Below are 12,380 nucleotides of genomic sequence, written 5' to 3'. Positions count from 1 at the left end.
TTGTGATTGTGGTTTTGTGGCAGATAGAGATTGGAACGCTTCTATCAATATCAAGCGTGAAGGATTGCGACTGTTAGTATAATCATAAATAGAGCATGGAACAGGCTCGATAGCTAAGTAAATTTCGTACCGTTAGGTGCGATTACCTTAGAAGCCCTCACCTCTAAGCGAAGCGTAGGTGGCGGGTAGTTCACCTAGGAATAGAGAATGATGATTAAATATGTATGTTTTTGTCATTCAAGATGATTAGAGGAGAATAGCTATGGAATTGATGAGAGGGTTACCTGTAAAAAAAGAATGGATGAATCGATCTTTTGGATTACTCATGGTGGGAAGGTTCATTTCACAATTAGGAGATAAGTTATATTTGCTTGCCCTACCTTGGCTTGTATTAGAATTAACCCATTCTGCTTTGTCTAGCTCAATTACTTTTGCTTTGGAAATCATACCCCAAGTTTTATTGGCACCTTTTATCGGCGTCTTTGTCGATCGGAAATCAAGAAAACTCTTAATGGTCTTTTCTGATTGGGTACGTGGAATCATTGTTGGTGTTATTACCATGCTCACCTATTTAGGAAATATTCAGATGATTCATATTTATCTCGCCGCTTTTTTATTAGCAACCTTTACAATATTATTTGATTCTGCTTCAGAGGGATATATTCCTAAGGTTGTTGCCAAAAGTTATCTAGTTGAGGCCAATGCTAATTTGACCTTTATCAATACCTTGATGAGATTGATTGGCCCTGCACTAGCAGGAATCTTGATTGCATGGATTGGGGCGGCAGGGACAATTGGTATCAATGCCATTTCCTTCATCCTTTCTGGAATGGTTTTAAGCTTTTTAAATAAGGACGATGACGAAAACAGTGGGAACAAAAAAGTCAATAAGATCCTTGAAGATATAAGGGAAGGATTCCAATACTTAACGAAGCATGAAATCCTTTTTCCTATTGCACTTTTTAGTACGTTTATGAATATGGGAATTTTTTTAGTTCAAGCACTTCTTATCTATGGTAGTAAAGAAATCCTAGGCTATGGCCCAGAAGAGACCTCTATTATTTTTTGGGTTAGTGGAATCGTGGCTTCTATAACGACACTCCTACTAAAACCATTAAAAAAAATTGCAACCAAAGGAAAAATCGTACGTTTTGGGAGTATTGGCGTTTTCTTTTCCATTTTCATTTTAGTGTTGAATGAATCTTTAGTTACTTTTACAGTATCCTATACTCTATTGTTGATGATAGGAATTATCGTGAATGTCAACATGATGGCTTATCGCCAAGAAATTATCCCTGACCACCTGTTCGGAAGAGTGATGACTTCTAGTCGTGTGCTTGTTAATGTCTTTTCACCTATTTCTATGATAGCGGCTGGATATCTAGCCTCAAAATATAGTACACAGCTTGTTTTTGAAATTGCTGCAGTGATTATCTTTTGCAATGTTCTTTATGCTTGGTTTAGTAAAATGAGACAGATTGAATAGTTTGACTCTGAACTCCTAGGTTTGTTCTATTTTAACTCTTGACTTCATAAGGATTACATAGGACAACCATAGGAGTTGAATTTTTATGCGAGAAATCATTATTCCATTAGCTACTGGAATGACACTTTTTTTATTTGGTATGAAAATGATGAGATTGGGTTTGGAAAGAATCTCTAGTCAATATCTTCAGCAATTTTTGTACCGTTTTACTAAAACACCCTATCATGGTTTTTTTAGTGGAACGATTGCCACATTATTATTGCAAAGTAGTAGTGCTGTTACTGTAATCACCATTGGCTTGATCAATGCAGGATTAATTGATTTTTTTCAAACGATTGGCATTATTTTGGGTACGAATGTTGGTACGGTGGTCACGGTTCAGTTAATCGCCTTCAATATCGGCAAATGGGCAGTACCCGCATTATTGGTTGGTGCAATGCTTATTCTATTTTCAAATCATAAAGTAAGAGCAACCGGTTTATTTATTGCTGGTTTTTCTATTATTTTTCTTGGAATGGATGCCTTACAGATGATTTCAGTTCCTATTCAACGATCCTCTTGGCTACAATCAATCGTTTCTTTACAAGAACATCAAACCATGATCGGGATCTTAGTAGGGACTCTGATGACGGCTGTGATTCAATCAAGTAGTGCGACGATTGCCATGACGATGGGGATAATCTATCATAATGGAATTCCGTTAGATTTTGGACTTGCTATTGTTTTAGGAGCCAATATCGGAACATGCTTTACGGCTGTGCTTGCAAGTATAGGTGGCAGTATAGAAGGAAAACAAGTAGCAATAGCTCATGTTTTATTAAATCTACTTGGTGTGATTCTATTTTACCCTTTCATCCCCCAATTTTCAGAAATCGTCCGTGTATTGACCCCTTATCCTGCGGTACAAATTGCTCATTTTCAGTTGATCTTTAATTTAATCAGTTCATTAGTTGTTTTACCCTTTGCTAAACCCTTTGCCGATCTAACATTACTTCTCTCGCCGAAGGGGGGAAGCCCACAAAAGTGACGTCGACCTTTGAAGTTTATTCCGATAACTTTTGCAGGATCCTACGAATAATAAAAGGCTTGCTCTAGCTTCATTGCTAAATACAAGCCTTTTACCTTTAATATGTATTTTTAATAATCATTCTCACTTGTTAAACCATTGATAATGGCAATTCCTGAACTTGCCCCAATTCTAGTTGCTCCAGCTTCAATCATTTTCATGGCACCTTCAAAATCTCTAACCCCACCTGAAGCTTTTACTCCCATTTCAGGACCAACTGTTAGCCTCATCAATTTGATGTCTTCATAAGTGGCTCCACCATGGCCAAAACCAGTAGATGTTTTAACAAAATCGGCTCCGGCTTTCTTACTGATTTCACATACTTTTACTTTTTCTTCATTTGTAAGCAAGCCTGTTTCTAGGATAACTTTTACTAATGCTTTGCCTTTAGCAGCCTCAACAACCGCCTTTATATCTTCTTCAACAATTTCGTACTGTTTTGATTTTAGTGCACCGATATTAATGACCATATCTACTTCTGTAGCACCATCTTCAATTGCTTTCTTTGTTTCAAAGACTTTTACTTCTTTGGTTGTTGCCCCTAAAGGAAAACCAATGACAGTACACACTTTGACATTCGTATCTTTTAAATGTTGAAAGGAACGTTTTACCCAAAAAGGGTTCACACAGACGGAAACAAATTCATTTTCTTTTGCTTCTAAACAGAGTTTATCAATCATCTCTTCTGTGGCTTCAGGTTTTAATAACGTATGATCGATCATTTTGGCTAATTTTCTTTTATCCATTTCTTTATTCCTCCTGGCTAAATTGATTAAACCCCAGCTCTTCTAATGCCATTTTTATAACAAGCAGGTTGTTGTCATAACCTGATATTTTTTGTCTTTCCCAGGCCTCTTCTAAACTAAACCATTCTGCCGCATTGATTTCACTGACTTGAACCTTCAACTCTTTGGATGTGGTTTTTACTAAATAATAGTGAACTTCCTTCTCTATCTTTCCATTGCTAGGGTGATAATACTCATAATAAACTTTATCTAAAGGTTTGACAATGGTTCCTTCAATTCCAGTTTCTTCAGCTATTTCTCTTAATGCGGTTTCAGCGAAAGTTTCCCCTTCTTCTTGTTTCCCTTTAGGGAGTGTCCATCTTTGACAACGGTCTTGAATCAAAAGTAATTCAATATGGTGATCTGCCTCAAAAAAAACGACTCCACCAGCTGATACTTCCTTCAAGTTTAATCTCCTCCTTCTTCATCTAAATTAAAATCTACTACTTTAAGGATTGTCATTTTACTGGTTTTTAAACAAAAAAGGTGATCAAAAGTTGATCACCATAGAGTGCTATACTGCTGCTGTCTTTTCTTCTATGTCGATTAGGGTACCCTGACAATATTCAGGTCCTACACCATCTAGTCTTACTCTACAGATTTTACCAATCATTTCTTCATTTCCCTCAAATACGATTTGAAGGTAGTTATCTGAATAACCTGTATAAAATCCACTGTCAGGATCTTCTTTGTAAGAGCGCTCTGGAATGACTTCCAGCACCTGTCCTACGAATTTGGTTGCATATTTCATCGATAGACGAGTGGATAATTCAATTAATTTTTGTACACGCTCATGTTTTACCTCTTCAGGAACTTGATGATCCATTTTGGCTGCTGGAGTTCCACTTCGTTTAGAATAAGGGAAAACATGCATTTCAGCAAATTCCAGCTCCTCCATTAGATGATAGCCATTCATAAATTGTTCTTCTGTCTCTCCAGGAAATCCTACAATGACATCGGTCGTAATGGCTACTTCAGGTAAAGCTTCTCTAATTTGTAATATTTTATTCCTGTATTCTTCAACGGTATATTTCCGTTTCATTCGTTTTAATACTTCATCATCTCCTGCTTGCAATGGAATATGAAGATGACGAACCACTTTATTAGACTTATTTAAAACCTCTAATACTTCATCCGTAATTTGGCTAGCCTCAATAGAGCTGATACGAATTCGTTTTAAACCTTTCACAGCATCTAGATCCCATAATAATTTGGCTAAACTATAATCTTCTAGATCTTCTCCGTACCCTCCTGTATGAATCCCTGTTAGAACAATTTCATTGTAGCCAGCAGCGACTAATTGTCTTGCTTGCTTAATTACATTCTCAGGCTTACGGCTGCGTAACAATCCTCTTGCCCAAGGAATTATACAGAAAGTACAGAAGTTATTGCACCCTTCTTGAATCTTTAATGACGCCCTTGTTCGATCGGAAAACTCAGGCACATCTAATTCTTCAAATTCCTTGGTCTTCATAATATTCTTAACCGCATTAATCGGTTCTCTTGTTTTGCGATATTCTTCTACATAGTCAACAATCTTTTCCCTGCCTTGGTTTCCGACGATAATATCAACCCCAGGAATATCCAAAATTTCTGCAGGTGAGGTTTGAGCATAACAACCTGTTACTGCGATCACCGCTTCAGGATTTTTCTTGATCGCTCTTCTAATTACTTGTCTGCTCTTTTTATCCCCAGTATTGGTCACTGTGCAAGTATTTATGATATAAACGTCAGCTTTTCTTTCAAAATCGACGCGTTCGTACCCACTATTTTTAAACAGTTGCCAGATCGCTTCTGTTTCATAATGATTTACTTTACAGCCTAAAGTATGAAATGCTACGGTAGACAACGTTTATCCCCTTTCTAGATGATATAAGATATTTGCTACACCGACAAGACCAGCTGTTTCTGTTCTGAGAATTCTATTACCAAGAGAAATCGAGATAGAACCATGATTTTCTGCTTCGATGACTTCCTGATTGGAAAAACCACCTTCAGGACCAATGATGAGTAAAACCCGTTTTACTTCCAGATTGTTTGAAAGAACTTGGTATAATGTCTTCGTGCTTTCTTGCTCAAAAGCAATAAGAGACCATTCATTTTTTACAATCTGTAATAATTCTTTCCAACTATGCACTGGTAAAATGTTAGGAATTACACTTCGTTGTGCTTGTTCAGCTGCTTCCTTTGCAATTTTTTCCCATCGTTCCAATCTTTTTTTTTCTTTTTTATCATTTAATTGAACAATCGTTCTCTCAGAGGTAAAGGGAATAAAACTTTTTACTCCAATTTCAGTTCCCTTTTGGATAATCAAATCCATTTTATCAGCTTTTGGTAGCCCTTGAGCAAGAATGATTTCAACTTTTGGTTCACGGGTTCCCTCAAGTTTAGAAAGAATGCGACAATCCACTTGTTTCGCTTCAATTGAAGTGATTTCTGCTAAAACATCTAATCCTTCTCCATTTGAGCAAATGATTTGATCTCCTGGTTCAGAACGTAATACTTTGATCAAATGATAAGCATCATCGCCCAAAATAGTCACTCTATCTTCGTTAAACTGTTCTTTTGGAACAAAGTATCTTTGCATATGATATCCCTACTATTCTAAACTTTTTTTGCAATAAACGCTACCCAATCCTCTTGTTGAAGTGTTTCCTCTATAACCAAACCTTCCCTTTTAAGGGCTTCTTTTACCAAATCACTCTTATTTTGAATAATACCTGAAGTAATAAAGATTCCCTTTGGCTTAAGTATCCTTGCTACATCACCGGTAAACCTTAGAATCACTTCTGCTAGGATATTAGCGACAACTATATCTACTTGTTGATCAATATGATCCAGTAGATTGTTTTGTTTCACCTCAACCCTGTCATCTACATGATTGATTTTTGTATTCAACTTTGCACTTTTAACAGCTACTTCGTCTAAATCAAGAGCAAGTATGTGCTTTGCACCTAGTTTTGCAGCAGCGATACTCAATACGCCTGTTCCACATCCTACATCAATCATTTCTTCGTTACCTTTAATTACTTTCTCTAAAGCTTGAATACACATGACTGTAGTAGGGTGAGTGCCTGTACCAAAGGCCATTCCCGGGTCTAATTCAATGATTAATTGGTCATTTGTTTCTTCTACTTCCTCCCATGTAGGAGTGATGAGGATTCGATTAGATACTTTAACTGGCTTATAATACTTTTTCCATCCAGATGCCCAATCTTCTTCATTTACCTCTGAAATAGATACTTTTCCCGTACCAATATTAATATCGTAGGTTAGCAAGTTATTGATAAGTTGTTTAATTTGTTCAATCGTTTCCATTAAATAACTATTTAAAGGAAAATAAGCTTTTACATATACACCTTCTTCAGGATAATCTTCAGGAGAAAGTTGATAGACTTCGCCATATGGAGTTTCCCATTCCCGATTTAGTACTTCTGGATCCTCAATGATTACCCCACCTGCACCAGATTCATGTAAAATATTCGCCACTGCCTCAATTGCCTCTTGAGTTGTGTGAATCGTAATTTCTGACCATTTCATATTATAATTCCTCCTGAAATTATTAGAAGACAAGATAGCCCACAAAAGTAACGACCTCCTTCGAACCATATTCCGATTACTTTTGTGGGGACTCATTTTAATATAATGAAAAGAAAGTTATGCTTTCTTTTTCGATAAAAAGGGGGAACACCCTATTCCCCCATAAAAGCTTTTTTCATTCTTTCAAAAAATGACTTTTGTTGCTCATGTGTTTCCTCTCCGCTTAAATTCCCCAATTGTCGTAATAGATCTTTTTGTTCAGTGGTCAATTTGGTTGGTGTAACAACAACCACTTTCACATGCTGGTCACCTCTACCACTATAACGTAAACGAGGCACACCTTTTCCTCTTAATCTGAAGTTTGTACCTGTCTGTGTTCCCTCAGGAATCTTTAACTTGACTCTTCCATCTAAAGTAGGAACTTCAATCTCATCCCCTAAGGCTGCTTGGGTAAAAGTGATAGGAACCTCACAATAGATATCATCACCATCACGTTCAAAAAAGTCGTGAGCTTTAACATGTAAAACAATAAACAAATCTCCTGAAGGTCCACCGTTGACTCCTGGCTCCCCTTCACCACTTACCCTTAGTTGAGAACCATCATCAACACCTGCTGGGACTTTGACATGAATCGTTTTTCGTTTCTTCACTCGTCCACTACCATGGCAATCTGTACATTTCTCAGTAATGATTTTACCTTGCCCATGACAAGCATTACATACCCTACGATTGACAATACGACCAAACGGGGTATTCTGTACCACTTCTTGCTGGCCAGTTCCCTTACATACCGAACAAGTCTCGATTTTAGTACCTGGTTTTGCGCCTGTTCCATGACAGGTATCGCACTGTTCCTCTCTAGGAATCGTAATATCTGTTTCCTTACCGAATACGGCCTCTTTAAATTCTAAGGTCATACTATATTGAAGGTCTGCTCCTCTTCTTGGGGCATTTGGATTTCGGGTTCTTCTTCCTCCGCCTCCAAAAAACATATCAAAGATGTCACCAAAGTCACCAAAATCTGCTCCACCAAAACCTGATCCTCCAAAACCTGCAGTAGGATCTTCATGTCCAAACTGATCATAACGAGAACGTTTTTGTGCATCGCTTAATACATCATAGGCTTCTTTCACTTCTTTAAATTTGGTTTCAGCATCTGGTGATTTATTGACATCGGGATGATATTGACGAGCAAGTTTCCGATAAGCTTTTTTTATTTCTTCATTTGAGGCATTTTTGCTGACGCCAAGTACCTCATAATAATCCCGTTTACTCATTCAATCCCCCCGTTCTTTAGAAAACATGCAAAAGTCAAAGCCAAGAAGTCGACTTTGACTTTAATTAAATGGAAAAAAAGTATATCTCTCTTTTCATTAAACAATGAATAAGTAGAAAGGCATGGATGACGGAGCTCGTTGTAATATACATTCGATAGATTATTTGTTGTTGTCATCATCGACAACTTCATAATCTGCGTCTACCACGTTCTCTTTTTTATTGGTTTGTTCTCCTGCTTCAGCTTGTGCACCTGCTTGTGCCTGTGCTTGTTCGTAAAGTTTGACAGATAGTTGTTGAACAACTTCTGTGAGTTTTTCATTCGCAGACTTAATTTCCTCAATATTGTTGCCTTCTAAGGCTTTTTTCAATGCTTCTTTTGCTTGATTTGCTTTATCAACTTCAGCTTGATCTACTTTTCCTTCAAGCTCTTTTAATGTTTTTTCTGTTGTATAAATCATGGAGTCTGCTTGGTTGCGAATTTCGATTTCTTCACGACGTTTTTTGTCTGCCTCAGCATTTGCTTCTGCTTCTTTGATCATTTTCTCAACTTCTTCATCACTTAAACCGCTTGAAGAAGTAATGGTGATTTTTTGGCTTTTTCCTGTACCCAAATCCTTCGCAGAAACATTTACTATACCGTTAGCGTCGATATCAAAAGTTACTTCAATTTGCGGAATACCACGTGGTGCAGGTGGAATATCCGTTAATTGGAAACGGCCTAATGTTTTATTATATGCAGCCATTTCTCTTTCCCCTTGAAGCACATGAATGTCAACAGCAGTTTGGTTATCAGCTGCGGTAGAGAAGACTTGGGATTTACTTGTAGGAATGGTTGTATTGCGATCAATCAATTTTGTAAATACGCCACCTAATGTTTCAATCCCTAGTGATAATGGTGTAACGTCAAGTAATACCACATCTTTTACATCACCAGTTAACACACCAGCTTGAATAGCTGCCCCAAGAGCAACTACTTCATCAGGGTTTACTCCTTTATGAGGTTCTTTCCCTATAAATTTCTTAATCGCTTCTTGCACTGCTGGAATACGAGTAGAACCACCAACAAGAACGACTTTATCAATCTCATTTGGGCTTAATCCAGCATCTTTTAAAGCTTGACGAGTTGGACCCATTGTTCTTTCTACTAAATGAGCAGTCAATTCTTCAAATTTTGCCCGAGTTAAAGTAACTTCTAAGTGCTTAGGCCCTGTCGCATCTGCCGTGATAAATGGTAGAGAAATCGTAGTGGTTAGAACACCAGATAGATCTTTTTTTGCTTTTTCAGCTGCATCTTTAAGACGTTGTAAAGCCATTTTATCTTTACTTAAATCAATTCCATTTTCTTTTTTAAAGATATCGACTAAATAGTCTATAATCACTTGGTCAAAATCGTCACCACCAAGTTTATTATCTCCACTAGTCGCTTTTACTTCAAAAAATCCGTCACCTAATTCAAGAATGGATACGTCGAAAGTACCGCCTCCAAGGTCATAAACGAGGATTGTTTGATCTTCTTCTTTTTCTAAACCATAAGCTAAAGAAGCAGCAGTTGGTTCGTTTACAATACGTAGTACTTCTAAACCAGCAATTTTACCTGCATCTTTTGTAGCCTGACGTTGGCTATCGTTAAAATAGGCTGGAACAGTGATAACTGCTTGAGTAACAGGTTCGCCAAGATAAGCTTCTGCATCAGCTTTTAATTTTTGTAGGATAATGGCTGAGATTTCTTGTGGTGTGTATTCTTTCCCATCAATATTCACTTTGTAATTTGTACCCATATGACGTTTAATCGAGATGACAGTGTTTGGATTTGTAATTGCTTGACGTTTTGCAACTTCACCTACCAAACGTTCTCCATCCTTTGTAAAAGCAACAACAGATGGTGTTGTACGGTTTCCTTCTGGATTAGGTATTACAACAGGTTCGCCACCTTCTAATACAGCAACACAAGAGTTTGTTGTTCCTAAGTCAATTCCAATAACTTTTCCCATAAAAACATTACCTCCAACAAATTTATCTTAAATTTTAATTTCTTCTACACTTTGTTTATGCATTTACCTTAACCATTGAAGGACGAATTACTTTTTCTTTTAGCTTGTATCCTTTTTGTAATTCTTCCACAACGATTCCTGAATCAAATTCATCTGTTTCTACTTGCATCACTGCTTGATGAATTTCAGGATTAAAAGGCTGTCCAACAGCTTCGATCTTTTCTAATCCCTCTTGCGTCAATACTTGTTCAATTTGACGATAAACCATTTCTACCCCTTGTAAAAATAAATCAAGGTTTTGTGAATCTTTGCTTGAGTCAATAGCTCGTTCAAAATTATCTATTGCAGGAAGAAGGGATTCAACAAGCTTTGCTGTTGCATATTTTGCTAATTCTTCTTTTTCAACTCTTGTTCTTTTCCTAAAGTTTTCAAAATCTGCTTGGGTGCGTAATAGACGATTTTGTAACTCTTCAATCGTTTGCTTTAATTGTGACACTTCATCCTGTTCTTCTTGCACCCCAACCTCATTTGAATCCTTTTCATTGTTCATTTCAGCTAAAACTTCTTGTTCTGCTACATTCTCATTTTCTTCTTCCATGACAGTGGTTTCTTTTTCCTTCATTTGATCTGTCATTGATTCACCTCCTAATCTTGGTCTTCATCTTTCTTCATACGAATAATGGTATGAATACGCAAAATCGCTTCACAAATTTCCCCCGCAGCTTTTAATGCATGAATTTTTACCAAGGCAGGATCAAGAATGCCATTTTGCTCCATATCCATCAATTGTCCAGTGTCTGTATTAATACCAATGGCATCACTTTGCTGTTCAATTTGGGCCACTTTTACCTCATCTAATTTTTCTAATGGGTTAAATCCAGCATTTAATACGATTTGGGCCATTGGCTTTGTTAAAGCTTGAGCAACAGCTTCAAGTCCAAAGCCTTCCATACCACGAGTCTGTTCCCGTATTCTTTCGATTTCCTTGGAAATGGCCATTTCAACTGCCCCTCCTCCAGGTACATAACCTGAACGAATGGCAGCTTGAACTGACGAGGCAGCATCCTTTGCAATTCTCTCTCTTTCTTCTACAATTTCGCCAGTAGATGCACCTACTAGAATCGTAGCCGTCGGTTTACCTTTTCCTCCAACTACTCTTACTTTTTCAAGTTTTTCATCTTCATAGACAAGTTGAGCATATCCCAAATAGGATTTTAACTCTTCAAGCTCTTTATTTAAACCTGTACGTTTCATCATTTTGGCACCAGTATGTTCAGCTAAAAGCTTCATATCTTCACTAGAAAGACGCTGAATCATCATAATTCCATGGTCGACACAAAATTCTTCTGCCATAGGATCGACCCCACGATGAACCGCGATCAGATTAATTCCTAATTGTTCTACTTTATCTAGATTTTGCTTAAAGATCTCTTTATATTCTAGGTACTTGCTAAACCCTATTTCCGTTCCTAATGCTTCATCATCAATCTCTTCAGGTTCAAAAGCATCCTGTATGACTAGTAACTTCACGTTTTCTATCTTTTGAGGCATATCAGGATTCATTTTCTTCTTTTTCAAAATGAGGCCTGAGACTAATTCATTTTCTGAACCTTCATATGCCAAAATCGTATCTGCAAATTTGAACTGGGAATCTAATAACTTTTCCTTCCCCACTAATTTGGCAGCTTCTACAATAAGCTCAGCAACATCTTCATGCTCTCGACCCGCAATTAAAGCAATTTGATGAATCCAATCCTTATTTAAATCTTCTACAGGCCTTACATGTTGTTTCAAAAATTGGATTGCAAGTCGAATTCCCTGTTTTAAACCCATTATCACCTTAGGAATGGGAACGCCTCTATCTACTTGGTTAACTGCTAAAGACAATAATTCACTTGATAGAATCGTGGCTGTCGTTGTTCCATCACCAATCTCATTTTGTTGGGAACGAGCCACTTGTATAAGCATTTTTGCTGCTGGGTGATTTACTTCCATTTTATTTAAAATGGTTACCCCATCGTTGGTAATCACAACTTCGCCTGTAGTATCGACCAACATCGTATCTAAACCTTTAGGACCCAAAGTACCTTCCACAGCTGAAGCAATAGCCCTAATGGCATTTGTATTACTATGTAGTGCTGTTAGTCGATCATCGGTATCTTGATGGGATTGATTGCTGTGATGATTCATCATTCAGCATCCTTTCAACACAAAGTACAATTTAAGAAAGCCCA

At 37.3% G+C, this 12,380-nt stretch carries 11 protein-coding genes; 2 read left to right on the top strand and 9 right to left on the bottom strand.

Going from position 1 to position 12,380, the window contains the following annotated elements; all coding sequences use genetic code 11:
* The first annotated feature begins 262 nt into the window (after positions 1 to 262).
* Positions 263 to 1,486 carry an MFS transporter gene (locus tag TEPIDINF_RS02365; protein WP_421691293.1) on the top strand — a complete coding sequence of 408 codons (1,224 nt, stop codon included), beginning with the start codon at positions 263 to 265 and terminating at the stop codon, positions 1,484 to 1,486.
* A gap of 85 nt (positions 1,487 to 1,571) precedes the next feature.
* Positions 1,572 to 2,513, top strand: coding sequence for a Na/Pi cotransporter family protein (locus TEPIDINF_RS02360; protein WP_421691292.1), 942 nt, complete (start codon positions 1,572 to 1,574; stop codon positions 2,511 to 2,513).
* Positions 2,514 to 2,623: 110 nt separating this feature from the next.
* On the opposite strand, the gene deoC is transcribed toward TEPIDINF_RS02360, so the two are convergent.
* From deoC to TEPIDINF_RS02315, 9 genes are all read right to left on the bottom strand, one after another.
* Positions 2,624 to 3,298, bottom strand: coding sequence for a deoxyribose-phosphate aldolase (gene deoC / locus TEPIDINF_RS02355; RefSeq protein WP_069800240.1), 675 nt, complete (start codon positions 3,296 to 3,298; stop codon positions 2,624 to 2,626).
* 4 nt (positions 3,299 to 3,302) lie between these two features.
* Entirely contained in the window at positions 3,303 to 3,743 is a 441-nt protein-coding gene (locus TEPIDINF_RS02350; protein WP_068723346.1) for an NUDIX hydrolase, read from the bottom strand.
* Positions 3,744 to 3,851: 108 nt separating this feature from the next.
* Positions 3,852 to 5,186 carry a tRNA (N(6)-L-threonylcarbamoyladenosine(37)-C(2))-methylthiotransferase MtaB gene (gene mtaB / locus TEPIDINF_RS02345; protein ID WP_069800242.1) on the bottom strand — a complete coding sequence of 445 codons (1,335 nt, stop codon included), beginning with the start codon at positions 5,184 to 5,186 and terminating at the stop codon, positions 3,852 to 3,854.
* 3 nt (positions 5,187 to 5,189) lie between these two features.
* Entirely contained in the window at positions 5,190 to 5,924 is a 735-nt protein-coding gene (locus TEPIDINF_RS02340; RefSeq protein ID WP_421691291.1) for a 16S rRNA (uracil(1498)-N(3))-methyltransferase, read from the bottom strand.
* Between the two features lie 17 nt (positions 5,925 to 5,941).
* A complete protein-coding gene (prmA, locus tag TEPIDINF_RS02335; RefSeq protein WP_069800246.1) occupies positions 5,942 to 6,877 on the bottom strand; it encodes a 50S ribosomal protein L11 methyltransferase in 936 nt (311 codons plus the stop codon).
* Between the two features lie 152 nt (positions 6,878 to 7,029).
* Positions 7,030 to 8,154, bottom strand: coding sequence for a molecular chaperone DnaJ (gene dnaJ / locus TEPIDINF_RS02330; protein ID WP_068723339.1), 1,125 nt, complete (start codon positions 8,152 to 8,154; stop codon positions 7,030 to 7,032).
* A 159-nt stretch (positions 8,155 to 8,313) separates the two neighbouring features.
* Positions 8,314 to 10,146 carry a molecular chaperone DnaK gene (dnaK, locus tag TEPIDINF_RS02325; RefSeq protein WP_068723328.1) on the bottom strand — a complete coding sequence of 611 codons (1,833 nt, stop codon included), beginning with the start codon at positions 10,144 to 10,146 and terminating at the stop codon, positions 8,314 to 8,316.
* Between the two features lie 55 nt (positions 10,147 to 10,201).
* Entirely contained in the window at positions 10,202 to 10,780 is a 579-nt protein-coding gene (gene grpE / locus TEPIDINF_RS02320) for a nucleotide exchange factor GrpE (RefSeq protein ID WP_421691290.1), read from the bottom strand.
* 11 nt (positions 10,781 to 10,791) lie between these two features.
* Positions 10,792 to 12,339: a TCP-1/cpn60 chaperonin family protein gene (locus TEPIDINF_RS02315; RefSeq protein ID WP_421691289.1), complete on the bottom strand. Its 1,548-nt coding sequence runs from the start codon at positions 12,337 to 12,339 to the stop codon at positions 10,792 to 10,794.
* Positions 12,340 to 12,380 lie beyond the last annotated feature (41 nt).

The sequence above is a fragment of the Tepidibacillus infernus genome (assembly GCF_048898065.1).
Taxonomy (GTDB): Bacteria; Bacillota; Bacilli; order Tepidibacillales; family Tepidibacillaceae; genus Tepidibacillus_B; species Tepidibacillus_B infernus.
The sequence above is the reverse complement of the archived record's forward strand: the minus strand, read 5'-3'. Positions and strand labels throughout refer to the sequence as shown.

What these genes read in the sequence shown, in the direction of transcription:
- dnaJ (WP_068723339.1), bottom strand. Translation starts at nt 8,154, where the DNA reads ATGAGTAAACGGGATTATTATGAGGTACTTGGCGTCAGCAAAAATGCC.
- TEPIDINF_RS02315 (WP_421691289.1), bottom strand. Translation starts at nt 12,339, where the DNA reads ATGATGAATCATCACAGCAATCAATCCCATCAAGATACCGATGATCGA.
- prmA (WP_069800246.1), bottom strand. Translation starts at nt 6,877, where the DNA reads ATGAAATGGTCAGAAATTACGATTCACACAACTCAAGAGGCAATTGAG.
- TEPIDINF_RS02365 (WP_421691293.1), top strand. Translation starts at nt 263, where the DNA reads ATGGAATTGATGAGAGGGTTACCTGTAAAAAAAGAATGGATGAATCGA.
- TEPIDINF_RS02360 (WP_421691292.1), top strand. Translation starts at nt 1,572, where the DNA reads ATGCGAGAAATCATTATTCCATTAGCTACTGGAATGACACTTTTTTTA.
- TEPIDINF_RS02340 (WP_421691291.1), bottom strand. Translation starts at nt 5,924, where the DNA reads ATGCAAAGATACTTTGTTCCAAAAGAACAGTTTAACGAAGATAGAGTG.
- deoC (WP_069800240.1), bottom strand. Translation starts at nt 3,298, where the DNA reads ATGGATAAAAGAAAATTAGCCAAAATGATCGATCATACGTTATTAAAA.
- grpE (WP_421691290.1), bottom strand. Translation starts at nt 10,780, where the DNA reads ATGACAGATCAAATGAAGGAAAAAGAAACCACTGTCATGGAAGAAGAA.
- dnaK (WP_068723328.1), bottom strand. Translation starts at nt 10,146, where the DNA reads ATGGGAAAAGTTATTGGAATTGACTTAGGAACAACAAACTCTTGTGTT.